Source organism: Streptomyces sp. NPDC107521, from assembly GCF_055598485.1.
Map to the genome: position 1 here is coordinate 84,376 of NZ_JBVKAT010000008.1, position 23,718 is coordinate 108,093.

A 23,718-nucleotide genomic window follows, 5' to 3' on the forward strand; every position below is an offset into this window, starting at 1 on the left:
GGTGCCCTCGGGGGGGCACTTGGGGGCGCTCAGCCGGCGACTACGGCCGAGAGATAGTCCTGGAGCGTGATCGGGCAGCGTCGGCGCGCGTCCAGGAAGGCGACGGTGACCAGGGCCTCGGCCGCCGGTTCCGCCGCGCCGGGCAGATGGACGCGCTGGCGCAGCAGGGCGCGGAAGGTCAGGCACTCGTCGGCGACCTCCTCGGCCGTCGGCGACTCCAGCTCCGTGACCACCTCGAGCTGTCCGTAGGGCAGTTCGGCGCGGTAGTCGACCTCGATCCGGGCGACCACGGCGACGGCGTCCCCGCCCGGTTCGCCGCCGATCCGGCGCAGCCAGTCCCGCCGTCCGGCCTCCAGGTACTCCAGGACGACGGCGTTGTTGACGTGTCCCAGGGCGTCGAGGTCGTTGGGGCGTACGGGGAGGGAGAGGCGGGTCACGTCGTGGAGCACGGGAGGTCGTCCGTCCGGGTGCCGGGAGCGGAACGCCGCCGACGGTGGACCCGTCGGCGGCGCCGGTCAGTTGTCGAGCAGTTCCATCCACTGGTCCTCGACCTCGTCGGCCGAGTGGGTGGTGATTCCGGTGATCTTCTTCAGGGCCCCGCAGATGAGCTGTTCCTTCTTCTCCATCGCCTCGGGCCGGAAGTCGCTGCCGGTGGTGTCGAGGTGGTCCCACCAGTTGACGTGGGTGCCGCGCTGCTCGCGTCCGCTGCCCTGGAGTTCGCCGTCCTCGCGCAGGAACAGATGGGCCACCGAGAAGGCGTCCTTGGGGTGGTACTCGCCGCTGTCCACCAGCGCCTTGGCGAAGGCCACGAAGTAGTTGCGGTGCTGGATCTCGTCGGCCGCGACCTGCTTGAAGATGCGGCGCAGACCCGGGTCCTCGATGACGTGCTGGCACTGACCGTAGTTGACCGCCGCCGTGATCTCGGAGATGGCCAGCAGGACGAGGGTGCGCAGCATGTTGTCGTCGGGGAAGACCTGACGGAACTCGATGAAGGTCTCGTTGGAGATCGGCTCCATGCCGGTGACCGCGGCCAGCCGGTTGAAGACCGTCTCGTGGTGGGCCTCTTCCTCGTTCCAGTAGCGGCTCCAGGTGCCGCATGCCTCCATGACGGCCGCGACCGCCGGGGCCTTCTCACCCCAGTGGCGGCACTCCGCCTCGGCCTGCCGCTCCAGCCGGTCGGCGCCGGGCTTGGTGGTCAGCTCGGCCCGCCCGGCGTTCCAGACGAGGATGCGGTCGCGCTGGGTGAGGCGGTCGACGTCGACGTCCGCGAGCATCTCCACGACGCTCCAGCGGCGGGACTCGTGCAGGCGGTGCTGCTCCCAGGTGACGTCGACCAGCGACATGCCGCGCGTGGTGAGGGCGTCGTAGAGGTCGGTGATGATCGCGGGCGGGGCGTCCGCCCGTTCGGCGGAGCCGGGGCGGGCGGCGGTCTCCGGCGGGCGGATACTCACGCGCTCTCCTCCTTCTGCGCCTGGCGTTCGCACTCCTCCAGAAAGAGCTTCACGACCGACGTCATCGGGGTGTCCAGGGGAAGTGCCGGAAGCCGTACCCGGATCCCGTGGTCCTTGCGCAGCGCGTTGGCCGTGCGGGCGAAGGACTCCATGAGGTCGATGCTGTTCGTCATGCGCGAGCTGCGGCTGATCACATCGGCCAACGTGGTGTCACCGCTGAACAGTTCGGCCTCCGAAAGGCCGGAGTGCTCGGCGAATGTGCGCCGTATGTACGAGTCCAGTTCGGCTGTTCTCATGGGGCCTGACCCTACCTTCGCGCCGCCCGGCAATCGGGTGTTCGGACATAAGTTTTGGTTATCGCACGCCCGAGTCCGGGCGTTGTCCCCCCGGTGCGCGCCGCGTCGGCGCAGCCCGGGGGCGCGGAGGACGGGGACGGGCCCGTCCGCCGGGGCGGCGGAATCCGGCCAGAGGGCGGCTCGACCCCACCAACTCGGCGACGGACACGTCCTGTTCGGGGACGGGAACGTGGGCGACCACACCCGGCCGCGGGGAACGGCGGGAACGCGCGCGAAGCCGGGGGCGGCGGCCGGCCCGCCGACGGGCGACAGCGCCCCTCCCCCACCCCGCCGCCCCTCCGTTCCTGCGGCACCCGCGCTCTCCATGCTCCCCATCCCCCTTGAAAGCGCGACGAGTTGCCGCCGTCGCGCACTCATGTCCCGGCTCCGGCACGGGCCGGACCAGGTGCGCCCGACACCCCGCCGGGGGCGGAACCCGCGCCCGGCGGCACGTCCCGGCTCCCGGCAGCCCTCTCGGACGGGAGCCCGCGCGCACCGGTCCTTTCCGTGGTCGTCACCGAATAACCCTCCGCTTTACGCCCGCATTACCCACCCGGCGGGGCCGCCAATCCGCATTCGCTACCATCGGGTTCTACTTCCCGGTACGCGAAGGTCTGGACCTGGAGCCCCCCGCCGGACCACCGGTATCTAGGATCGTCATGGCGCCACGCACCCCGCACACCCCGCCCGTCCACCCGGCCTGTTCACCCAACTGCAGGGCGGAACACGTCCCTTGACGCAAAATGTCGCCCGAAGATACTGTCAGGACGAACGTTCGTACACTGTAGGGGTGGTGTCCGTGTTCCGACCCGCGGAGGAGTCGTCCCCCGGGCCGGGGACCAGGCGGCATCCGCGTCCCGGTGGTGGTGTCGGGCGAATCCATCCGCCGCGCCCCGCGCGGCGCGGGACGGCGGTCGGCGCTTTCCGGAACATTCGGGTCCGGTGAATCGGCCGGAAACTCCTCGGCACGAAAGGGAATTCCGGGAATTCCCGGTCCACCGGCGCGGTCGGGGACCGTTCCGTACACATCACAAAAAATGGGGGGCTCATATGAAGGCCGAGGAGGCGCCGGAACGTACCGATGTCACGGCGGTGCCGTACGTCCGGGCGGATCTCGGGCTGAGCCGCCTGCGGTCGTTCGTCTGCCTGGCGGAGGAACTGCACTTCGGCCGGGCGGCGCAGCGCCTGCACATCAGCCAGCCGGCGCTCAGCCAGCAGATCGTGCGCCTGGAACGCGAGGTCGCGGCCCCCCTGCTCTGGCGGACCAACCGCGCCGTGGGACTGACCCCGGCCGGGCGGGAGTTCCTGCGGGGCGTACGGGCCGCGCTGCGCGTCCTGGAGGAGACCACGCACGCCACCCGTGCGGCCGCCCTCGGCCGCGGACCGCTCGTCCTCAGCTACGTGCCCCATGTCTCCGGCGACCCCGAGTCCTTCGTCGAGGCCCTCTGCCGGGCCCTCCAGGAGCAGTTGTTCCGCGCCCATGTCGTCCGCGTCGCCCGGCACAGCCTGGAGGAGCACCGCAGCGCCCTGCGCGACGGCCGCGCCGTGCTGGGCGTCCGCCCGACGGACGGGTTTCCGGACCCGCACGGGCTGGGGTCGGCCGACATCGTGGTGCCGGCGGGCCCGGCGGGGTGCGGGGACGGCGGCTCCCACCGGCTGCGGCTGAGCTGGCCCGACTGGGCGAGCCCGGCGGAGGTGGACCAGTTGCTCGCGGTGGCGCAGAGCCTCACGCCCGTCCCCCAGGGCTGACGCGCCCGCCGCCGTACGCCCGGCCACCGCCGTACCCGCCGCGCCGCGCCCCAGCCTCCGCCTCCGGCACCCCGGCGGTGCGGCCGCACGCCGTACGGGGCGTACGACCGGGACCGGCGCAGCCCAGGGCCGTGCCCGCGCCGCACCGGGCTCCCTCCCGGCGCCGTCCCCGCCGAGGCAGCCCGGCCCCGCGGGGAGCCCTCGCGACTCCGCCCCCGCCCCGCGCACCTCGCCACGCGCACGGCACGGCACGGCACGGCACGGCACGGCACGGCACGGCACGGCACCAGGACAGCTCAAGTCCGCTCAGCGGTCAACAAAACTTCCCGCACGGTCGTGTGCTCAGTACGATGCAACTCCCCCCACCACACCCGCCAAGCGGCACCTCTGTGCCGGGCATCGGACGGGTGGCCGCCTGCGACGAGGAGAACCGCCATGACCGAGAGGCGCGTTGACGGCCGGATCGAGCGAGGCAACCAGACCCGGCGGCTCGTTCTCCGGCACACCGTCGGCGTGGCGTCGCGGGAGGGGCTGGAGGCCCTGTCGCTCGGGCGGCTGGCGGCGGAGCTGAAGCTGAGCAAGAGCGGGGTGTTCGCGCTCTTCGGCTCCAAGGAGGAACTCCAACTCGCCACGGTCAGGGCGGCGTCGAGGATCCACGTCACCAGTGTCGTGCAGCCCGCGCTCGCCCAGCCGCCGGGACTGCGCAGGGTCCGGGAGCTGAGCGAGGCGTGGCTGCGCTACTCCCGCGAACGGGTCTTCCCCGGCGGCTGCTTCTTCCAGAAGGTCGTCCCCGAGTACAGCTCCCGCCCCGGACCGGTGCGGGACGCCATCCGCTCGGCCGACGGCTCCTGGCGGGCCTTCGTGCGCCAGACCGTCTCCGAGGCGCAGGAACTGGGCGAGCTGGGGACCCGGACACCGGCCGACCAGATGGCGTTCGAGCTGACCGCCCTCTGGGAGGCGGCCAACGCCCGGTCCCTGCTGACCGAGTCCGACCTGCCCTACGCGCACGCCCGCACCGCCGTGCGCTCCCTGCTGGCGGACGCCGCGGCGGTGGACGCCGACCTCCTGGGCGACCTGGCCGAGCAGCCGGTCGGCACCTGACCCGCGCCCGTCGCCCCCGGGGCCACGCCTCCGGGGGCACGGACCCGTCACGCCTACCGACCGGCGGGACGACCCGTCCGGGGACGCCTCTCCGTCCAGCGACCGGAGGGACCGCGCCGAGATCCGCCGCGGACCGGCGGAAGCGGCCCTCCGCGGTACCCGCCGCGGACCGGCGGAAGCGGTTCTCCGCGGGCCCCGGCGAGGGCCCTCCTCAGCCCCCCACCGCCAGCACGAGCGGCAGCACCTCTCCCGCCCCCGCCCGCCGCAGCAGCCGCGCCCCCACCGCCAGGGTCCACCCCGAGTCGATGACGTCGTCCACGAGCAGGACCGGGCCGGGACGCGCCGCCAGCGCCGCGGCGAGGTCGTCCGGGACGGCGAACGAGTCGGCCAGCGCGCGCAGCCGCTGTGCGGAGTTGCTGCGGTGCGGGGGGAACTCCCCGGCCTCCGGGGTGAGGACCGGACCGCCCAGGAACGGGAGCCTGCCGACCCGGGCCAGCCCCTCGGCCAGGGTGGTGACCAGCCGGGGACGGGTGCGGGAGGGCATGGCGACGACGCCCACGGGCCGCTCCGCCGCGCCGGGCCCGGATTCGGCCCAGCCGCCCGGGGACCGCGCCCAGTCGGCCAGCACCTTGACGACGGCGGCGAGCACGTCCTCCGGGACGGGCCCGTCGGCCGCGCCCGGCGCGAGCAGGGGGCGCAGGCGGTTGCCCCAGCCGATGTCCGACAGCCGCCCGAGGGCCCGCCCGGCCGCGGCCTGCTCGTTCACGGGAATGCGGCCCCGCAGGTCCAGGCCCACGGCCGCGAGACCCGTCGGCCACATCCTGCGGGGCTCCACCTCCACGCCCGGCCGGTCCAGCTCACCCGACGCCGACTCCAGCGCCCCGGTGGACACACCGTGCTCGAACCAGGGGCCGGCACAGGTGTCGCAGCGCCCGCACGGCGCGGCCTTCTCGTCGTCGAGCTGCCGCCGCAGGAACTCCATCCGGCACCCGGTGGTCGCCACGTAGTCCCGCATGGCCTGCTGCTCGGCCTTCCGCTGGCGGGCCACCCACGCGTAGCGCTCGGCGTCGTACCGCCAGGGCCGCCCGGTCGCGATCCAGCCGCCCTTGACCCGCTGGACGGCGCCGTCCACGTCCAGGACCTTCAGCATCATCTCCAGCCGCGAGCGCCTCAGGTCCACCAGGGGTTCCAGGGCGGGCAGCGACAGGGGGCCGGCCGCCGCCCCCAGGACGTCCAGCGTGCGCCGCACCTGCTCCTCCGGCGGGAAGCCGACCGAGGCGAAGTACGCCCAGATCGCCTGGTCCTCGCGGCCCGGCAGCAGCAGCACGTCGGCGTGCTCCACCCCGCGCCCGGCGCGGCCGACCTGCTGGTAGTAGGCGATGGGCGAGGCGGGCGAGCCGAGGTGCACCACGAAGCCCAGGTCCGGCTTGTCGAAGCCCATGCCCAGGGCGGAGGTCGCCACCAGCGCCTTGACGCGGTTGGCCAGCAGGTCCTCCTCCGCCTGCACCCGGTCGGCGTTCTCCGTCCGGCCCGTGTAGGAGGCGACCTCGTATCCGCTCCGCCGCAGGTACGCCGCGACCTCCTCGGCCACCGCCACGGTCAGGGTGTAGATGATCCCGGAGCCCGGCAGGGTGCGCAGCCGGTCCCCCAGCCACGCCAGCCGGTGCGCCGCGTCCGGCAGCTCCAGCACGCCGAGGCGCAGGCTCTGCCGGTCCAGGGGACCCCGCAGAACCAGGGCGTCGGCGCCGCCGGTGCCGAGCTGGTCGGCCACGTCGGCGGTGACCCGCGCGTTGGCGGTCGCGGTGGTGGCGAGCACCGGGACGCCCTCGGGCAGCTCCGCCAGCATGGTGCGCAGCCGCCGGTAGTCGGGGCGGAAGTCGTGTCCCCAGTCGGAGATGCAGTGCGCCTCGTCCACCACGAGCAGGCCCGTGGCCGCCGCGAGGGTGGGGAGCACGTTCTCGCGGAAGTCCACGGAGTTGAGGCGCTCGGGGCTGACCAGGAGCACGTCGACCTCGCCCCGGCCCACCTCGGCGCGGATCGTCTCCCACTCCTCGGGGTTGGACGAGTTGATGGTGCGCGCCCGGATCCCGGCCCGCTCGGCCGCCGCGACCTGGTTGCGCATCAGCGCCAGCAGCGGGGAGATGATCACCGTGGGGCCCGCGTCGCGCCGCCGCAGCAGGGCCGTGGCGACGAAGTACACCGCCGACTTCCCCCAGCCGGTGCGCTGCACCACCAGCGCCCGGCGCCGCTCGCCCACCAGGGCCGCCACCGCCTGCCACTGGTCCTCCCGCAGCCGTGCCGTCCCCTCTGGCGCCCCCACGAGCCGGGCGAGGACGATGTCGGCTTCGGTGCGCAGTTCCTGGAGGTCCATGGCGCCCATGCAACCCGATGGCACCGGAGAACCGCGAATCCACCCGGTGCCGTCCGGCCACGCGCGGAGCACGCGGTCGCGGCGGCTCCCCCCGCTCGGCCGGACGCCGCCCCCGGCCGGGGCGCTTCGGCCGTCCCGCCCTCCCTGGACGGATACGGCGGGCCGTTGCGGTGAGTGGCCGATTGGCCACCTTCGGTCGCCAGGGTGTCCTGACGGTGACCGGGAGGAGTCCTCCGCCGGTCCCAGCCGCGCCCGGGGCCCCGCCGGGGGATCTGCCGCGCCGGGGCACCCCACCGCCCTGCCCCCGCCACCCGGCCCCCGGTGCGCCGGGACATGGCTCCGGGCCCGGGAGGCCGGGGCCGATGGCCCGGGAGCCGGGAGCCCGGGGCTGGGAGGCCAGGGAGCCAGGGGAGCCCGGTCGCCGCCGGGGTACCCCTCGGTAGGGATATAGCGAACAGTTCACCCGATACCGGTCGGCGGTTCTTTTTGCTCGTTGCCGCATTCCTGTTCGACGGCGAGAATCGGAGTCCGCTCCCCGCACGGCCCGGCGCCTTCCGGCAGGGCCCCGCTGCGGTGCGCGCTCCCCCGATCCATCCCGCCCGCTGTGCGGGCGCGTAGCCGAAGGGAGGAACGTGACCTTCGGATTCGCTCCGTCCTCGTCGGCCCCCGTGCCGCCGTCCGCCACCTCCGCCGCACGTCTGCTCGAACCGGCCGAGTGGGCCGCCGCCGGGATACCCCTGCTGCGCAACCCCCGGGAAGTCGTCAGCGGGCTGCACTCCCGGCACCGGCCGGGACCGGCGACCGCGGTCGTGGCCGTGTTCGATCCCGACGAACGGCTGCGCGCGAGCGCGTCCTTCACCAGCCGGCGCGTCCAGCCCGACGGCTGGATGTTCCGCAACGCGCTGCTCGCCCAGCTCCGCCGGGTCATCCCGCACGACCTGCGGCGCCGCACCCCGGTGCGCACCGCCGTGCTGCTCTACTGCCGCGAGGGCGACGGGCGGTGGACGGAGGTGGACGGCGCGTGGATGTGGGGCCTGCGGGACGCCTGCACCCTGCACGGGCTGCGCTGCGGGGCGTACATCACGCTGACCCGGGACGGCTGGCAGGTCCACGGGGAGGGCCGGGGCGGCCGTCGGCCCAACTCCCTGTCCCCGCCGGAGCCGTTCGCCACGGCGGAGGCGCCGCCGCCCGTGCCGCGCACCGGCGGAGTCGCCTCGGACGTGCTGCGCCGCGCGGCGGCCCGCTGAGCCGGGCGGGCCGGAGCACCGACGGGCCGCGACGGAGGCCCGGAACGGGCCCGCCGGACACGGCCCCGCTCATCGCCCGGACCGCGCCCCGCCCGTGAAGCGCCGCACGCCCCCGCCCGTGACCCGTCGCGCGCCCCCGCCGGGAGCCGCGCCCGGTGCCGCGCCCCGAGGGCCCGGCTCCCGCACGTCCGCGCCCCGGAGTGCCCCGACGGCACGCGCCGTGGCGCCGCCGCGGAACGCCCGGCGGAGCCCGGACGGCACCCGAGGGCCCGGCGGGTGACACCACGGCCGCGGCGCACCGCACGGCACGCCGTGCGCGCCCGGAGACCGCGCCACCGGTGTGGGCCGCCCGTCCCGTCCGTACCCGGGCACGGCGGAGGGGGCCGCGGCGAAGGGGCCTCGGCCCGATGGGCCACGGCGCCCCGCCCGGCCCCGGCCGCCGCACCCCGCCCGCCGGACCGGCCGGTGGCCGGAGCGGCGGGGCGGACGGACGGCGGCGTTCGGTCCGGTGGGCGCGGCTGGCCTCTCGTTCGGATCATGCCGGGCTCGCGGGCCCTGGCACCGCACCTCGCCACGTTGTCGTCGGTCGCCGGGGCTCCGCCCCGGCTCCCTCCTCCGCCTCGCGACGCACGGCGCCGGACCCCGCTCGCTGATCCGGCCCAGACGAAAGGCCCTAGACGCCCGCGCCCAGCGCCGATTCGACGTTCTGCGGGTCGCCGCAGACGATCATCAGGGCGCCGGCCCGGGCACGGGCCGCGGACAGGGCGGTGCCCGCCGCGTCCTCGGAACCGCCGTTGAGCGCGACCACGACGACGGGCCGCGACGCGGCACGGCCCGCGACGGCGGCGTCCGCGTAGAACACGTCGTCGCCGGCGTCGTGCTGCGCCCAGTAGGCGGCGTCGCCGAAGGAGAGTTCATGGGCGGCCCACGGATGCGGTCGGCCGGTGGTGATCACCAGCACCTCACCGGGAGAGCGGCCCGAGTCGAGCAGCAGGTCGACCGCTTCCTCGGCGGCGTCCAGGGCGCCGTCGGGGGCGGCCGGGATCACCTGGAGCTGTGGAGTGACAGTGGCAGTGGCCGTGGCCGCCGGGGCGGTGACGGCCGGGCCCGGCGGAGCGGGCTCGGTCTCGGCCACCTCGCGCGGGGCGCGTTGCGCCGGTGCCGTCGGCCGCGGGGGGCCGGGACGACCGGGGCGCGGCGAAGCCGCGGGGCGGGGGCCGGGGACGGGGCGGGGGGTCGGCGCGGTGCGGCCGGTAGCCGGAGTGGCGCGGGGACCCTGGGCCTTCTCGTGAATCTGAGGCTCCTCGGGAATGAGAGGCATGGGCTGATGTTAATCAAACATTGGTGCGGTACGCGCGGGCAGGTGACACATCCGCGCGACCGGATTCGTCAGAAATCGAAGCCGAGCTGACCCACGATCTCCGGAACGCTTCCGTCCGCCCCGCTGCGGGCCTTCTTCAGGTGCCGCCACTGGGGCAGCGCATCAAGATACGCCCACGACAACCGGTGGTAGGGGGTGGGGCCCCGCGTCTCCAGCGCGGCCCGGTGCACGGGCGACGGATACCCGGCGTTGTGCGCGAACCCGAAGTCCGCGTGGTCGGTCCCCAGTTCGGCCATCACACCGTCGCGCTGGACCTTGGCGATCACCGAGGCCGCCGCGACGGCGACGCAGGACTGGTCGCCCTTGATGACCGTACGGACCTTCCAGGGCGCGCCGAGGTAGTCGTGCTTGCCGTCGAGGATGACGGCGTCGGGACGGACCGGAAGATCCTCCAGGGCGCGCACCGCCGCGAGCCGCAGCGCCGCCGTCATGCCCAGGGCGTCGATCTCCTCCGGGGAGGAGTGCCCGAGGGCGTACGACGTGACCCAGGCGCGCAGTTCCGCCGCGAGCGCCGTGCGGCGCCTGACGGTGAGCAGCTTGGAGTCGGTGAGCCCCTCCGGGGGTCGGCGGAGCCCGGTGACGGCCGCGCAGACGGTGACCGGACCGGCCCACGCACCCCGCCCGACCTCGTCGACACCGGCGATGATCTTCGCTCCGGTCGTTGCGCGGAGGGAGCGCTCGACGGTGTGGGTGGGTGGTTCGTACGGCATGGCGCCCCTAGCGTACGCCGCACCGGGTGCGCCGCGACACCCCCGGTCCCCACAAGCCCTCCACATCGGCCGAGGACGGGCCGTCAGGTTCCCGCCGGGCGCAGCAGCGGAACCATCACCCGGTCGATCAGCTCCTCGATCTCACCGTCCGCCCATTCGCTTCCGTACATCTTGGTGCGGTACATCATCATCGCCGGGATCACGTCGACGAGACAGCCGTCGGCCGCGTCCGGGCGCACCTCTCCACGCTCCGCACCACGGATGATCACCTGGCGGAGCATGGTGATGGTCGGCTCGACCAGCCCTCCGACGATCACGGTCCGGAAGCTCTCCGCGTCCGCCGGATCGCATTCGTGAATCACCGAACGGAGGGCGCAGCCGGGCCGGGAGAACATCGCGTCACGGACCCGGAGACAGAGCCAGAGCAGGTCGTCGCGGACGCCGCCGAGGTCGGGGACGGCCTCCAGCCCGGGCAGGGCCGAGCGCAGGGCGTCGGCGACCAGCTCCTGCTTCGAGGGCCAGCGGCGGTAGACGGCGGCCTTGCCGGTGCGGGCGGCGGTCGCCACCCCCTCCATGGTGAGGCCGTTCCAGCCGACGGTGCCGAGCTGCTCCAGCGCGGCGTCGAGGATGGCGCGTTCCAGGACGGCGCCGCGCCGGCGGGAGGGCGTCGGGGCGGACTCGGCCGTCCGGGGCGAAGCAACCATGGGGGATCTCCAGGGGGCGGTACGGGGAAGCGGAGCGGGTGCGGTCGGGACCGGCGACGGGCGCGCCCGGAGCGGGGGACGGAGCGCGGCATCGACAGTGAACGCTTGCGTTCACTGTTCGGGAGTCGCTACGGTCGGCATGACAGTGAACGCAAGCGTTCACTAATTCATTCCTGGGGGATACCCACGTGACCACCTCTCCTCCGGTAGAAGACCGGAAACCGGGCGCCGCCCGCCGGGACGGGCGGCCCGGCATCGCGCTCGCCGTCATCGCGGCGTGCCAGCTCATGGTCGTACTCGACGCGACTCCATGATCAGCAATGTCGCTCTCCCTGAGAAGGAGGCGGGGGTCGATCTCGCCCGTGACCAGTAGGTCTGGCAGAACCCGGGAGGGCGGGGGCGGCAGCTCCACACTCTCTACGCCTTCGAGGATGTCCATGACCTGGGCCCACACGCCGTCGGCGACCCAGGCGTTAAAACGGGGGCTCAAGGACTTCCCGGACCGCCCCAAGGACGCGGCGGCCTCCTCCCACGTCGCATGGTTCCGCGCCTTCCAGAGGACAGCCTCCAGCACTTGCCGTGGGTCGTAGGCGTTCTTCTTGCCGTGCCCTCTGCCCGTCTTCACGACAAGCGGCCGGATCTCCTCCCACGCGGCCTCGGGCACTTCTAGAGGCACTCGCCGGCCGGTCTCGATATACCACTCCCGCACCGGGCAGGGGTTACCGTGCTTCACCTTCGGAACGGCGCTGAGGATCTCCACCTTGACGCGCAGCAGAGCGAGAACTTCGAGTTGGTCTTCGATGTCCATCGTGGGCAGGGCGGTGCGCGCCATCACGGCCAGACGTGCGAGGTCTTTGCCCCGCTGTGCGGCTGCCCTGCTTTCCTCCATCCATGCCGTGGCCTCGGCCAGCATTTTGCGTAGGTGCTTGATTTCTCGGATGATCGGAGCGGTGGCCTCTGATGCATGCGTCTGAGCTTCGCCGGGTTCCATGCCAAGGTCTTCCGCCTCTACGGCAGCCAAGCCGCGCACGGTGTTGAGGGCGGAGTTCTGGATCTTGATCTTCCGAGTGAGATCAGCGATCCGGCTTTCGTGTGCGTCTTGGGAACTGCCCGCGAAGCCGAGCATGTCTTCGGCGACGCGTTCAAGCCTCTCGGGCTCGCTTAGGAGCAGTGTGACTTCCCCCCAGACGTGCTGTTCGAGGAGGTCGGCGTTGATCTCCGAGCAGTCGCAGCGGGGGCCGGCGTTTGTCGCGACGGATGTTTTTCTGGAGCACCGGTACACGCGGGCATCGTGGGTGCCGTTGATACCGCCGACGCGGTGTCGGCCGCACAAGGAGATGAGGCGCCTGGATAGGGGGTAGCTGTTCCAGTCCTCTCGGTCCTTGACGTTCTCTCTGCGAATGAGGACGGCCTCGAAGGCGGCCAGTTCGCTGTCGGTGAACACGCGGGGGATCTCGATAGTGACGCTGGGGCGGACCTTCGGGGTGGCGCCGTCGGCCTTGAGTTTCGTTCCACCCTTCTTGCCTGCACCCTTGCCGTTGGGGTTGCGGAAGGTATGGGTGCCCTCAAGGACTGCTTCGGTGAGGAACTTCTCGCGGAGGTTGGGTCCGTTCCAGGGCAACCCCGTAGGACTGCTCCAGCCTTCGAGGTTAAGCCGTGCCGCGGTCTTTTCCCAGTTTCCACGGTTGGCGATGAAGATTTCACGGCCTCGTCGCAGCATCCAGGCGTAGCCCTCTTGGGTCACGTCGTCGAGAGCGAGGTGGCTGCCGGTGCGTCGGCCCTTGTTCTTGATGTACCAGCCGAGGGGTGGGCGTCCGCCGGTCCAGCCGCCGTGCATGGCTTTGGTCTGGAGGCCGTCCTGGGTGCGCTGGAGGATGCGTTCGTACTCACGGAAGGCGTAATCCGCCTCGGCACGCATCGCTTCGCGCCCATACTGGGTGGTGTTGTCGATGTCCCGTAGGGAGATGGCGACGGCGACGCCAAGGTCTTCAAGGGCCCAGACCCATCGATAGAAGGCGCGGTCAGTCCGGCCGATGCGGTCGGTGGCGGTGACGACCACGACGTCCATGGGGCGCGGCTCTTGGACCGCGAGCGCCATGAGGCGGTCGAAGTCCGGGCGTGCGCCCATTTCCAGGCTGCCGGAGACGCCTTCGTCGGAGAAGGCGGCGACGTGCTTCCAGCTCTTGCGGTTGATGTAGTCGGCGTTGGCGGTGTCTTGGTTCTCGATGCCGTAGCCGCGCGTCTGCTCCTCGGTAGATACGCGGGCGTAGGTGACGGCACGAAGCTGGGCTCCGTACTCGATCTCGTCGAGGAGATTCCGAGCGAGGGCAGCGCTAGAATGCGCCATGTCAGTCCTCCAGAGACTGGCAGGACCCCTGGGAGCGTTCTTCAGGCCCTCCCGGGGGTCCACTTATGTCGTGGAGGGGAAGCGTACGCCCAGTGCGGCCTACCTGTCTTCTTCTCTCAAGCCGGGCTCGTCAGTTGAAGCGGCCGACTTGAAGAGCAGGTGCAGCAGACGCTGCCACTGCTCGTCGGGGAGTCGGAGACCCGCCGTCCAGCGGGTCTCCATGCGGGCGGTGTAGCGCTCCGGGCTTGCCTGGCGAGCATCCATGAGGCGAATCTAGGACATTGGGCGCTTTTAGTATTTTTCCTGGCAAAATATATAGCCCGATTGACATACGCACCACACTCTCCCGACCACCCCCGAGACCGTCGCACGAAATGCACGTCACCCGTACGGGTTAGAAGCGCAGATATCTGGAGAAAGTGTACTTAGCCTGCTGGGTATGAAACTAGACGACGCAGAAGCTCTCGTGCAGCGCGTGGCCACCGGACTTGCCCGGCAACCCAACCTGACGGCACTCGACGCGCTCTACGAGTCACTGCCTCTCATGAACTGCCTGGGTAAGTGCGCCTCGGCGTGCGGGCCCCTCCCGCTCAGCCCTGCGGAGCGCCGACGCATCACCGAGCACGGCGTCGAGTGGGTCGATGGTCAGGTGGTCAGGCTGTCGTTGGGCCAGAAGGCTGGGACCGTGTGCTCCGCGCTTGACCAGAGCAGCGCGCGGTGCCGCGCCTATGCTGTTCGCCCGATGGTCTGCCGATTGTGGGGCCTGGTCGAGGAGATGGCGTGCCCCTGGGGCTGCATGCCGGAGGGTGGCCATCTGAGCGCAGTTGATGGGTTGCGGCTGATGAACCTGTCACTCTGGTTCGGCGGAGCGCCGGAAGGCATCGAGCCGACGAGGTGGGAACAGCTCGCGGCTGATCCGCAACGTCGGCGCACTGCCACGGAGTTCCTCGCCCGGTCGCGGCCCGTCATGGAGACGCCGAGGTTCATCCAGACGATCGGCGTTCGGCGCACGAGCTGAGAGTTCGCACAACGAAGGCCCCTATCCCGGTAACCAGGACAGGGGCCTCTCTCGTCATCTGCTGTTGCCTAGTCCGTTGTGGTTGAGTCCTTGCCGGATGCTTTCTCCCAGCCTTCCGCGTCGGCCTTGGTGATGTGCATGTCCAGTCCTGCGGCGGTCTTGAATCCCCAGCCGCCGGCTTCCACGCACAACTTGTGCTTGAAGCACTTCACGTCCAGGGTGAAGGTGGCGTCGGCGGGCAGCCTGTAGCCGATCTGCGGGCCGAGAAGCCCCTTGTGGCTGGACTTCGCGTGGCCTCCGCGGTTTCGTACCGCGACCCAGTACTGCTCAGGGCTGTTCGCTCCCGTGTGCTTCAGGGGGCACAGCACCTGGTCAACATCCGGTTTCCAGCGTCCGCGGTTGGCGATTGCGTTCCTGTGTGCGGTGGAGACCGGCGCGGGGGCCGGGGCGGACGCGGTGGGCTTCTTCTCCCCTTTCGAGGCTGACACGGCTTCCAGGGCCGGTGCGGCTCCGGAGAGAGGGAGCTGAGCCGGGCTGCGCTTCCTGTCGGTCGGCTCACGTCGGCCGCTGCGCAGAAGGCGTTCGACGACGTCCGGATGGAAGAAGGCCATCACGACTTCGAAGCGGGGCATGGCCAGGTCGAAGAGGAACGCGCACTCACCGCAGAGGTCGATCTCCCTACCGGTCGGCGACACTCGCAAGGTGGTGGCGTGCACCTTGTTCTGCGCGTCTTCCGCCTTGTGCCAGTCGCAGAAGTCCACGGAGATGATCTCTTTTGCCATTTACGCGGCTCCCTTGGCAACCCGGAGCTTGCGGCGCAGTTCCTCGTCACGGACGACGTCGGGCATCTCGGCGCGTGCGTTGATGCCCGTCTGGGAGATGCCGCGGGGGCTCCTTAGGCTCGGGTGCATGTTGTCGTAGCTGTACTCGGTGGTGCGGACCAGGCGCTGACGGCGGGGGTCCCACTCCATCTGGAAGTGGCGCTGACGTCCGCAGCCACGTGCCTTGTCGTCGTCGAGGATGCATGTCTCGGTGGCGGAGACCCAGGCGGCCTTGCTGAGGTCAGCGCCGCGGAACCTGGCGCCGCTGACGGAGTGCGCCAGGTGGTTGGTCAGCCGCCAGTTGTGGTCCCCTCCCTTGCACTTGCGGTACCTGGTGGGGATGCTGCGGAGGTGGTCGTAGACCTCATCTTCGCTGGGCACTTCGTGAGCTTCTGATGCCACGGTGACTCCCTCGCTTACTTATTGCGATGGGTCACAAAATAGCCGGGGGGTGACCTTGGCAGGAACTCGGCCCGGTGTTTTTCTGAACCGACACTCGAATGGGTGAATCCCTGACCTGCCGCGCATGGAGTCCACTGCGCTGAATTTTCGCAGGCTCTACGCAAGTGGCGGGGTTTACTCTACGCCGTGGTGCCACCCGTGGGCGTAGCGGCCGAAGTCGGTGATCTCCCAGCCGTGTGCGGTGCCGGGGGCGTACCGGATCATCTCCAGGTTCTGGAGACGCAGGGCGCTGCCGGAAAGATGGGAGACCCTCCCGGCCTTGAGGGGGATGATGCCGGCGAGCATGCCAAGGATGGTCAAGTTGCGGTCGCTGCCGCCTGCGGCGATGGCCTCGATGCGCTCGACGAGCGTCATCTGCCCGACCTTTTCGGTGCGCTTGCAGCCATGGGCCGTGCGTCGGGCCCATTTCCCGTCGTCCTCCATCTCGGGGCTTCGCCGGGTGAGGGGCTTGTAGTGGTCGCGGGCCTTCGCTTCGCGCGGGTCCTCGCCGGGCTCCTCCGCGGCAGGGCTGTGCGGCTCCGCCGGCTCCGTGCGGGGCTCCTGGTCGCTCCGGGCCTTCACTGCGGCCTTGAGCTTGTTCAGGGGGCCTTCGTTGTGGAATTCCGCGGCGGTATACGCCTCTCGGTACTGCTTTCCGAGCCGGCCTCGCTGTCCGGGGGGGATCAAGCCGTGCTTGACAGCCCAGGCGCGGATGACGGCGGGGTCCTTGCCGCCCTGGTGCCGGTTTGTTGCCGACCCGTCGCCGGCCGATTCAGTCAGAGGCCGGCTGCTGCGCTTGGCGCCGCGCTTGACCACCCGGCCAGCCTGAGTGAACTCCGCTAGCCGGGCGCGGAGTTTGGCGGCGTTCTCGCTGGTGAGGTCGATCTCGTAGTCCACCCCGTCGAGGCTGAACTGGACCGTCTCATCGGCTTCGGTGGTGCCATCGTTGTCGAGGTCGTCGATAAGGATGATACGGATCTTCTGGGCCACGGCTTTCCTTTCTGGGTGAATGCAAAAAGGCCCCGAGAATACGGGGCCTTCGGGCTTTGCAGGTATTTTCGCGTTCGCTGCGCACCCCACGGCGGGCGGCCGTGTGGGGTAGGTGCACGCTAGCTGCCTACTGGGTCAATTCCACGGACGACGAACCACATTCGCCCTACGGTGGTGATCTCGTAGGTTCGGGTGCGCTCGACTTCGTCCGTCTCAACCAGGACGCAGCAGCCTCGGTGCGCCAGGGCCTCGAAGCTGGTGGCGTCGCCGTTCAGGCGGTCGGAGACAGCACGGCCGTCCTCCGCGGCGTGCATGCGTCGCAGCCGGGTGAGCTGGGCCGAGGACAGTTTGCCGACCCGTTCCGCCTGCTGCCTGTCGCGTTCCTCCTGAGTAGGTTCCGCCTGGGTGGTCGAGTCGACGGCGGTGAGCGCCCGCGCTTTGGCCTCGGCCTGCGCGGGGTCGATGCCGTGCTCGCGCAGCAGCTCCTTCAACGGCTCCAAGTTGCCGTCGTGAAAGTGGTCGTGCACCGCCCGGATTCTCGCCGGCACGCGGCCTCGGGCGGGCAGGCCGGGCACTGACCAGCGCTTGGCCCAGGTGCGGACTTCGGTGTCTGAGGTGGTAACGGGTCGCGTCACTCCCCCGGCCTGTCGGCCAGCCGACCGACCGGCCGGGCTTTCCGCCGGAGGTGCAGAAGCTTCAGTGGGCTTGCGGGCGTCTGCCGTGACGTTGTCGTCGGCGGCCAGTTGAAGAGAAGGCCGGCTGAAGTGGTCACCCCCAGCAAAAACAACCCCGCTGCCGCCAATTGCGGTGGCGACAGCGGGGTGTGTCTGTGTGCTGGTCTCTTCGCCGAGGACCAGTTGTCCGGTGGGGTTGAGCCGCGCTGGGAAGCAGAGAAGGACACCCCCTCCGGGGTCCTGCGCTGGACGTGCGACCCCCAGGTAGGGCCCGAACATGGCCCTGAATGACCTGGCGTTAGCGCTGGTGAGGTCGATCTCATACGCGCGTCCGTCCAGTGCGAAGTGCACCGTCTCGGCTCCCTCGGAGCCGTCCAGGTCGTCGATTCGGTTAACCGCCATGGCTGTTCCTCCACGGGTCTTTTAGCGTTGCCGTACCTGGGGCTGCACTGTAGCCGCAAGCCGGTGATAGACCTGGAAGAAAGGGTAGGCGAGGCCCATTGTACTGACTTTGACTCGCAGAGGTTTTGCCAGAAACTGCCCGGTACTTTCACTGCTGCGGGGGGCGCATGCATACGCCGGGCGCACGACGGCGTGCGCTGGCGCACCCTTCCCCACAACACGACAATTTTGACCGGTACATGCTAAACACATATGACTTGCGACTGCCTCGCCAACGCCGGCGCGACCTTGGCGAGGCAGTCGGAATATGCGGAGACAGGCTCCCTTTAGGCACCGCCCCCACTCTGCCGACGCTTGGGTCCACGCCGGGCACCGCCTCCCTCCACAAGCCGTTCCCACTCGGCGAGCACCCGTTGCGCCTTGCCGGTGATCGCGTCGATGCGCCAGGCCCCGGCCCGGTCGACGTCCCCCTCTTCGAGCCAGACCACCGCCCACAGGCCCAGATCCTCAAAGTTCCGGACATCCTTGGCGTTCCAGACGGACTGACCGGGAGGCATTTGGAAGCGACCGGTACCAGCCCTCTTGGCCACATAGCGCAGGCGCTCGATCCCACTCTTGAGGATCTTCCTCCGCGTGCCGTCGTCGTCGGTCCAGTTCATCGCGGTACGCTCGGCCACATCTTCGCCTTTCAACTTTCAGCCAGTAAGAAGTAAGTAGTTAAAACAAAGGTTAGTGCTGGCAGCCACTCCATCCCCTGCTCGGCGGGCAGGGGATGGAGTGGCGAATTCGTCAGCCGACGGCGTGTTGAATAACCCCCACGTCGCCCCATTCACTCTAAGCGGTACAGCCGACCTGTTTTCGATACTAGTTCGATTAGTGGGGCGGGGCTGACGCCCATGAGCCTCACGCGGTCCCCGTTGCTGCTGTGCCCTTCTCCAGAACCTACGCTCTGCCGAACAGCGCGGGAAACACCCTGCGGGCCATCTCGCGGTGCTCCGTGCAGAACACGCACTGCACGGGGTGGTCGAAGTTATGCCTGGTGCTCGTCCATCCGCACGCCACGCGCGGTGGCGGGCCTTGGATCTGCCGTGTCCTCGGCCGGCGCCGCTTCGACCAGCCGGTGACCGGGGCTGATCCGCGGGTCGGTTGTGGTGACGATCGTGCCCTTGCACGAGTCGAACCCGGCGTGCCAGAGGACACCGTTGTCGCCCGGCAGGTCCAGGACGCCATAGCCGCTGGGCGCAAACCTCTCGCCCGCCATCAGCTCGGCGTAGACTTCGATCATTCGCCTGGTCATGCCGACTCCTTCCGGAAAGCGAGGGTGCGCCGGAGCGCTCTGGTGTGCCGCTGCATGTCCCACTCTTCGAGGTACAGGCCGGCCAGCGAGAGGGAGGGCACTCCCTCGACAAGCACGTCCGCGCCGGCCGCGCCCAGGACGTGCGCCAGCACGGTGAGGGCGCCGGAGTACTCGGCGTCGGCCTTGGTGACAAGCTTGGACTGCTGCGGGTTCCTGCCCTGCGCCTCTATGCGCATGCGCAACTTCAGCGCCTCGTCCGCGAACCGCTGCGTACGCAGCAGCGCCTCGTCGACTAAAGGGCTGCTTTCGATGAGTTTCACTTTCAGAGCCTTTCTTCCAGGTCAGCCTGCGGATACCGCGTGGTGCTGACGCCGGAGTTCGGAGAGGGGAAGGGGGTAGGCGACGCCGCCCCGGCGCTGGCGAAGAATCGTTACGTCGCCCAGCAGCTCGCGCAGGCTGGCCTCCTGGCGCTCGGCCTCGGCGAAGCGCTCGGGAAGGACGTCCAGCGTGCGCTTCCACTGCTTCTGGCCGGCGCGCACGCACGTGCCGCCGCAGTTGTTGTGCTCGAAGCCGAGCGCGTACAGCCGCGGCGGCTCGATGCCGTACCAGCGGGCCAGGTCCATGAGCTGGGACCGGGACTCCTCCTTGCCCAGCTCCGGCATCCACCGGCTGCACAGCGGGAAGCGCACCTTCCAGGGCTTCCAGTTCCGGGCGATGGCCGGGGCCCGGCGCCGGTCGCGGGGGGTCTTCTCGATGCCGATGTAGACGAGCGAGTCGTCGACCGGGGCGTGCTCCTTCATCCACTTCCGGCACGGGATCTGCTTGAGGTACTTCGTGCACGGGGTGATGCGGTCGTTGCCGAGGAATCGCTTGTCCCGGAACAGCTCCCACGGGGTGCGACCGTCGGCAATCTTCGTCAGCGGCACGCCCAGCAGGCGGCTAGCGTCGTCGGCGAAGCGCCACAAGTCCTCGTCTTCAATCCCGGTGTCCGCAATCAGGAGGGTCAGATCGCGAGTGCCGTGCTTCTCGGCGACGGCGAGGGCGGCCCCGAAACTGCCGAGGCCGCCGCTGAACTGAACGACGTGCTTCACGCCACTGACTCCTCGGCCTCGCCGGTGACGACGCTCGGCCCCTGGTGGTCGTAGCGCAAGACGGTGCCGGCCTCATGAGGGCGTGCGGCGTTGACGATCTCCAGGTAGCTCCTTCTGACGAAGGACACGCTGATGGTGCGGCCCTGGTCGACGTAGCCCATCCGGATCGCGGCTTCGAGAATCCGCTCCTTAAGCGTGCGAGCGGTGATGTCGATCTCGGCGACCTTGGCCAGGGTGCTGCCCTTGAGAGTCGTGAGTCCGACCCATGCCCGGGAGCAGCCGCAGGCGTCACCGTTGTCGCAGACCCCGACCGCGCCGAGGAGCAGTTCGTTGTCGTCGCACCAGTTGAAGTCGCCGTCGGACGTGCGGACTTCACCGGTGGCTATCAGGAGTTTCATAAGCGTGTTCCCCTCGTCGATTGGGATGTTGTGGTTGCAGCCAGGCCACCGCCACGCACCCAGAGGGGGCGGACGGAAGCCGTCGGCTCAGCGCAGGACGGTGAAGAGGTCGTCGTTGCCGACCACGGCCGGGGCGCCTCGGAGAACGGCGCCGAGTCTCAGGAACGGGTCGGAGTCGTTGAGACCGAACCAGAAGTCGCGCTCGATGTGCGTCTCGAACAGAGCCTCGACGCTGGGGCCGAAGTACTCCTGGAGCTTGTCGGATGCCGCCTCGACGGCCTCATCCTGCGTGGTCGCCGTGACGGTGATGATCAGCGGGAGCATGTCCGGGGCGATGGTGGAGCCCTCATCGTCCGAGACGGTCTCCCAGTGGGCCACCAGCGTGATCAGACCGTCGTCGCCGCACGTGCAGTCCTGGCTCTGGCAGTCGGCACAGCGCTTGTTCGCGTAGCCGTTTTCGTCCTCGGTCACGTCCTCGTCGGGCTCGATGCGGCGGTCATTGCAGCCCGCACACTTCAGCAGTCCGTACACCTTGTGCTCCTTATTTCTTTCGTGAGAGGCCCACCCGGTCCGCACTCCCGTGCGGTGACCAACGAGCAGGCCCGGATCGGATGACCGCCCATATGGGTGACGTGATGACAGTTCTTGTTGCAGCCCAGGTATCGACTTCCGTGCGTCGATACAAAGAAAGCCAGATCCCGCAGAGTTCACGGGAGCTGGCTTTCATTGAACCCACACGCGGGGGTATCCCGATGCCGGCCATACGAGGGCCGCGGGCGGCTACAGGGTGCGGGTCTTCTCCAGCAACTCGGCGATCTCGCAGCCCACGCCCGGGTCGTCCCAGCCGCCTTCCTCGCCGGTGTCCTCCTGGAGACGCACCATCATCAGCAGCTCGTGCAGGCGGGTGTACGGGTGCTGGCCGACGGTCTCGTCGGCGCCCTTGAACAGCGCCACCGCGTAGCCGCGCAGCCTGTCGTCCTCGATGTCCCCACCGTCCGGAGCGTAGATCCCAGCCAGGTGCTCCGGGGCGCGGCAACGGGTGGTCTTGATGTCCATCCATCCGCCCGGCACGCACATCTGGTGCGTGAGCAGGTAGATCGACTCACCGGCGCTGGGACAGGTGTCGGGGACCATCTCGACGACGGTGCGCCGCTCTCCGAGCGACATCGGACGGGGCGGGCGCGGCTTGGTGGTGGTCGCCCAGCGGGAGAACTCACCGTTGCCGTCACGGAAGATGAGCCGCGTCCCTTCACGCCGGACAAAGACGAGCGCGTACCCGGGCGGCGGCTTGAATTCCCCGTACTGCGGCACCTGCTTCTGATTGGACTCCATGTGAAATCCTTCCTTCCCTTCGATTTCGGGCATGAAAAAGCGGCTGCCGACTGGCAACCGCGGGGAATTCTGCTGTGTCCCGGATCAGCCTTCGTCCAGAATGTGGGCCTCACTGACCTTGGGGAGACCGCAGTACAAACAGCGGTCCCAGGAGTCGTGCCCGAGGTAGGAGTCGAAGCCGTGGGGGATCTGCTGCCACAACTCCAGTGGCTTCCCCGGCCTCGGCCCGTAGTCCTCGTTGGGCATGCCCAGGAAGACGGTGGGCAGCACATCGACATCCGCGGCCACTACCCACTGGGTCCCGCCGCCCTCGAAGAGGAGCAGGCGCCGGTTCGGGTCGTAGGGGTATGACGAGTGGTCGCGGTCGACGATGCCTCGCCGGCCGCCGTACTGGACGATGTCCTCGTAGTGGATGTGGTCAGCCATGTGGCGGTCTCCTACTGGTGGCCGTACTTCTTCCGGACCAGCGTCAGGAATTCGACGCTGAGCGTGCTACTCACGGTGCCGAGCACGTCCTTGCGGTCCCGGTCGACGATCACCTCGTACCCGGCACGGGCGGAGGCCGCCAGATGGAACCGCTCGCCCTTGTGCTCGGCCCAGGCGCAGTCCCGGCCCGGATACGGCTCGCAGTTGCAGACCGGGTTCACGTCCAGGAGCACGATGTAGCCGGGCGCGGCCTGGTCGATCGGCAGGTGACGGATGGCGAGCATCTTGCGCAGCAGTGCGTGGAGCTGCTTGGTGTCGCCGGGTCGGGTCATGTCGTCGGAGTCGACGATGCAGACGTCGGTGTGGGACGTGTCGGACTCCTTCTCCGCCCAGGTCACGCGGTAGCTGGTGAGCAGAGGTGTGGTGGTCGCGCTCATGCTGTTCCCTTCTCGATCAACTTCAGGTTCGCGGGGTTCTCGTGGGATTCGTTGGGGCCGTCGGTGTCGGACCAGTGGCTGTCCCAGCGCACGTGCAGGGGCCAGGGGCACGCCGATGCAGCGCGCGGGTAGCCGCACTGTGCATGGCCGCACTCGCGGCCGGGGCCGCCGTCGTCGACCTGCTGCTGCCAGACGTGCCGCTTGCACAGACACACGACCACGGTGCCGGTCCACGTGCTGAACTCCGGGTCGTCGAGCGTGACCCGGGTGCCGGGTACGAGCAGGCCGGCGGTCTTCACTGCCGGGCCTTGAGTGTGACGTCGTAGGTGGTGGAGTCGGCGTTGAACTCCTCGTGGCCGTCCACGAGGGCTTCCACGGCCTGGTCGACGGCGTCCCGTACTGCCTCGACGGTCTCACCCCGGAAGATGATGGTGCCGTTCACCCACACGTCCTGGTCCGGGTGGGGCACGAACCCCTTGATGATCTTGCCGTAGGTCTTGGTGCCGGTGTGGAACTTGAGGCACGCCCACATCCCGGTCTCCGGCGAGTCCGCCGTGCCGACCGAGTTGTTCCCCACCCGTACGTCGTAGCGTCCGTCGTCGCGCTGCTGGAGGTAGCCGATCCCGGCGCCGACCCCTCGCGTGTTGAGGTCCACGAGGAAGTCTCCGTCGTTGATCGGTACGAGGGAGATCAGCACCCCGTGCTTCGGCAGCAGCTCGGGGTTGAGCGGGCGTGGCTGGTCCTTGGGGTTGGTGCGCTCGGACTGCTCGGGCGCCCTGAACCAGTACATGAACTCGGCGGCCAGGTGCTCGGTCTTGAAGCCGTGGATCGCGCCCTGCTTGCCGGTGAGGCCGGCGTGCTCGGCGACCCAGCCGGCGCCCTTGGTCGGGTAGGTGATGCCGAGGGCCTCGCCGGTGTCCTTCAGGCTCACGCGCAGGCGGTTGTTGTCGGGTTCGACCTGCTCGAAGGTGAATTGCGGTGTCAACGTGGGGCTC

At 70.0% G+C, this 23,718-nt stretch carries 27 protein-coding genes and 1 pseudogene; 4 read left to right on the forward strand and 24 right to left on the reverse strand.

The features are described 5' to 3' along the window. Window positions 1-29: 29 nt before the first annotated feature. From ACZ7LB_RS14455 to ACZ7LB_RS14465, 3 genes are all read right to left on the reverse strand, one after another. Window positions 30-449, reverse strand: coding sequence for an acyl-CoA thioesterase (locus tag ACZ7LB_RS14455; RefSeq protein WP_471468135.1), 420 nt, complete (start codon window positions 447-449; stop codon window positions 30-32). A gap of 66 nt (window positions 450-515) precedes the next feature. Further along, complete coding sequence (locus ACZ7LB_RS14460) at window positions 516-1,451, reverse strand: ferritin-like domain-containing protein (protein ID WP_471468137.1); 936 nt, start codon at window positions 1,449-1,451, stop codon at window positions 516-518. After that, window positions 1,448-1,747: a hypothetical protein gene (locus tag ACZ7LB_RS14465; protein WP_265295381.1), complete on the reverse strand. Its 300-nt coding sequence runs from the start codon at window positions 1,745-1,747 to the stop codon at window positions 1,448-1,450. Before ACZ7LB_RS14465 ends, ACZ7LB_RS14460 begins: the two co-directional genes overlap by 4 nt. A gap of 1,089 nt (window positions 1,748-2,836) precedes the next feature. Between ACZ7LB_RS14465 and ACZ7LB_RS14470 the strand changes: the two genes are divergently transcribed. Next, window positions 2,837-3,535 carry a LysR family transcriptional regulator gene (locus ACZ7LB_RS14470; protein WP_471468139.1) on the forward strand — a complete coding sequence of 233 codons (699 nt, stop codon included), beginning with the start codon at window positions 2,837-2,839 and terminating at the stop codon, window positions 3,533-3,535. A 435-nt stretch (window positions 3,536-3,970) separates the two neighbouring features. Continuing rightward, a complete protein-coding gene (locus tag ACZ7LB_RS14475; RefSeq protein WP_471468140.1) occupies window positions 3,971-4,636 on the forward strand; it encodes a TetR/AcrR family transcriptional regulator in 666 nt (221 codons plus the stop codon). 211 nt (window positions 4,637-4,847) lie between these two features. Here ACZ7LB_RS14475 and ACZ7LB_RS14480 read toward each other — a convergent pair whose 3' ends face one another. Next, a complete protein-coding gene (locus ACZ7LB_RS14480) occupies window positions 4,848-7,007 on the reverse strand; it encodes a RecQ family ATP-dependent DNA helicase (protein ID WP_471468142.1) in 2,160 nt (719 codons plus the stop codon). Between the two features lie 632 nt (window positions 7,008-7,639). On the opposite strand from ACZ7LB_RS14480, the gene ACZ7LB_RS14485 reads away from it, so the two are divergent. Then, window positions 7,640-8,254: a hypothetical protein gene (locus ACZ7LB_RS14485; RefSeq protein ID WP_471468143.1), complete on the forward strand. Its 615-nt coding sequence runs from the start codon at window positions 7,640-7,642 to the stop codon at window positions 8,252-8,254. A gap of 673 nt (window positions 8,255-8,927) precedes the next feature. Here the strand turns inward: ACZ7LB_RS14485 and ACZ7LB_RS14490 are convergent. From ACZ7LB_RS14490 to ACZ7LB_RS14510, 5 genes and pseudogenes are all read right to left on the reverse strand, one after another. After that, window positions 8,928-9,575: a hypothetical protein gene (locus ACZ7LB_RS14490; protein ID WP_471468144.1), complete on the reverse strand. Its 648-nt coding sequence runs from the start codon at window positions 9,573-9,575 to the stop codon at window positions 8,928-8,930. Window positions 9,576-9,643: 68 nt separating this feature from the next. After that, complete coding sequence (locus tag ACZ7LB_RS14495) at window positions 9,644-10,345, reverse strand: ribonuclease HII (protein WP_471468146.1); 702 nt, start codon at window positions 10,343-10,345, stop codon at window positions 9,644-9,646. 83 nt (window positions 10,346-10,428) lie between these two features. Beyond that, window positions 10,429-11,049: a TetR/AcrR family transcriptional regulator gene (locus ACZ7LB_RS14500; protein WP_471468148.1), complete on the reverse strand. Its 621-nt coding sequence runs from the start codon at window positions 11,047-11,049 to the stop codon at window positions 10,429-10,431. 448 nt (window positions 11,050-11,497) lie between these two features. Next, window positions 11,498-13,396 (reverse strand): annotated as a pseudogene (locus ACZ7LB_RS14505) (recombinase family protein); the annotation flags it as partial. Between the two features lie 99 nt (window positions 13,397-13,495). Beyond that, window positions 13,496-13,660, reverse strand: a complete 165-nt coding sequence (locus tag ACZ7LB_RS14510) for a hypothetical protein (RefSeq protein WP_471468150.1) — start codon at window positions 13,658-13,660, stop codon at window positions 13,496-13,498. A gap of 175 nt (window positions 13,661-13,835) precedes the next feature. Here ACZ7LB_RS14510 and ACZ7LB_RS14515 point away from each other — a divergent pair, with 175 nt between their 5' ends. After that, window positions 13,836-14,414, forward strand: coding sequence for a YkgJ family cysteine cluster protein (locus tag ACZ7LB_RS14515; RefSeq protein WP_471468151.1), 579 nt, complete (start codon window positions 13,836-13,838; stop codon window positions 14,412-14,414). 68 nt (window positions 14,415-14,482) lie between these two features. On the opposite strand, the gene ACZ7LB_RS14520 is transcribed toward ACZ7LB_RS14515, so the two are convergent. The 15 genes from ACZ7LB_RS14520 to ACZ7LB_RS14590 all read right to left on the reverse strand — a co-directional run bounded on the left by ACZ7LB_RS14520 (window position 14,483) and on the right by ACZ7LB_RS14590 (window position 23,708). Then, a complete protein-coding gene (locus tag ACZ7LB_RS14520) occupies window positions 14,483-15,196 on the reverse strand; it encodes a hypothetical protein (protein WP_471468153.1) in 714 nt (237 codons plus the stop codon). Continuing rightward, the gene (locus ACZ7LB_RS14525; RefSeq protein ID WP_471468155.1) at window positions 15,197-15,616 is read right to left on the reverse strand and encodes a hypothetical protein; all 420 of its coding nucleotides are present in this window, start codon (window positions 15,614-15,616) and stop codon (window positions 15,197-15,199) included. Window positions 15,617-15,811: 195 nt separating this feature from the next. Continuing rightward, complete coding sequence (locus tag ACZ7LB_RS14530) at window positions 15,812-16,666, reverse strand: histone-like nucleoid-structuring protein Lsr2 (RefSeq protein WP_471468157.1); 855 nt, start codon at window positions 16,664-16,666, stop codon at window positions 15,812-15,814. Window positions 16,667-16,785: 119 nt separating this feature from the next. After that, the gene (locus tag ACZ7LB_RS14535; RefSeq protein ID WP_471468158.1) at window positions 16,786-17,742 is read right to left on the reverse strand and encodes an Lsr2 dimerization domain-containing protein; all 957 of its coding nucleotides are present in this window, start codon (window positions 17,740-17,742) and stop codon (window positions 16,786-16,788) included. A 326-nt stretch (window positions 17,743-18,068) separates the two neighbouring features. Next, window positions 18,069-18,419: a hypothetical protein gene (locus ACZ7LB_RS14540; protein WP_471468159.1), complete on the reverse strand. Its 351-nt coding sequence runs from the start codon at window positions 18,417-18,419 to the stop codon at window positions 18,069-18,071. 353 nt (window positions 18,420-18,772) lie between these two features. Beyond that, entirely contained in the window at window positions 18,773-19,039 is a 267-nt protein-coding gene (locus tag ACZ7LB_RS14545; RefSeq protein ID WP_471468161.1) for a hypothetical protein, read from the reverse strand. After that, a complete protein-coding gene (locus ACZ7LB_RS14550; protein ID WP_471468163.1) occupies window positions 19,036-19,359 on the reverse strand; it encodes a hypothetical protein in 324 nt (107 codons plus the stop codon). The genes ACZ7LB_RS14545 and ACZ7LB_RS14550 overlap by 4 nt, the downstream gene beginning before the upstream one ends. A gap of 21 nt (window positions 19,360-19,380) precedes the next feature. After that, window positions 19,381-20,130 carry a hypothetical protein gene (locus tag ACZ7LB_RS14555; RefSeq protein ID WP_471468164.1) on the reverse strand — a complete coding sequence of 250 codons (750 nt, stop codon included), beginning with the start codon at window positions 20,128-20,130 and terminating at the stop codon, window positions 19,381-19,383. Beyond that, the gene (locus tag ACZ7LB_RS14560; protein ID WP_471468165.1) at window positions 20,127-20,528 is read right to left on the reverse strand and encodes a DUF7715 family protein; all 402 of its coding nucleotides are present in this window, start codon (window positions 20,526-20,528) and stop codon (window positions 20,127-20,129) included. Before ACZ7LB_RS14560 ends, ACZ7LB_RS14555 begins: the two co-directional genes overlap by 4 nt. 87 nt (window positions 20,529-20,615) lie before the next feature. Next, a complete protein-coding gene (locus ACZ7LB_RS14565) occupies window positions 20,616-21,059 on the reverse strand; it encodes a hypothetical protein (RefSeq protein WP_471468167.1) in 444 nt (147 codons plus the stop codon). Between the two features lie 249 nt (window positions 21,060-21,308). Beyond that, window positions 21,309-21,860 (reverse strand): hypothetical protein, encoded by a 552-nt coding sequence (locus ACZ7LB_RS14570; RefSeq protein WP_471468169.1) that lies wholly within the window; start codon window positions 21,858-21,860, stop codon window positions 21,309-21,311. Between the two features lie 84 nt (window positions 21,861-21,944). Continuing rightward, entirely contained in the window at window positions 21,945-22,286 is a 342-nt protein-coding gene (locus ACZ7LB_RS14575) for a hypothetical protein (RefSeq protein ID WP_471468170.1), read from the reverse strand. Window positions 22,287-22,297: 11 nt separating this feature from the next. Next, window positions 22,298-22,723 (reverse strand): hypothetical protein, encoded by a 426-nt coding sequence (locus tag ACZ7LB_RS14580; RefSeq protein WP_471468172.1) that lies wholly within the window; start codon window positions 22,721-22,723, stop codon window positions 22,298-22,300. After that, a complete protein-coding gene (locus tag ACZ7LB_RS14585) occupies window positions 22,720-23,022 on the reverse strand; it encodes a hypothetical protein (protein ID WP_471468174.1) in 303 nt (100 codons plus the stop codon). Before ACZ7LB_RS14585 ends, ACZ7LB_RS14580 begins: the two co-directional genes overlap by 4 nt. Then, window positions 23,019-23,708 (reverse strand): hypothetical protein, encoded by a 690-nt coding sequence (locus tag ACZ7LB_RS14590; protein ID WP_471468176.1) that lies wholly within the window; start codon window positions 23,706-23,708, stop codon window positions 23,019-23,021. Before ACZ7LB_RS14590 ends, ACZ7LB_RS14585 begins: the two co-directional genes overlap by 4 nt. Window positions 23,709-23,718: the final 10 nt, after the last annotated feature.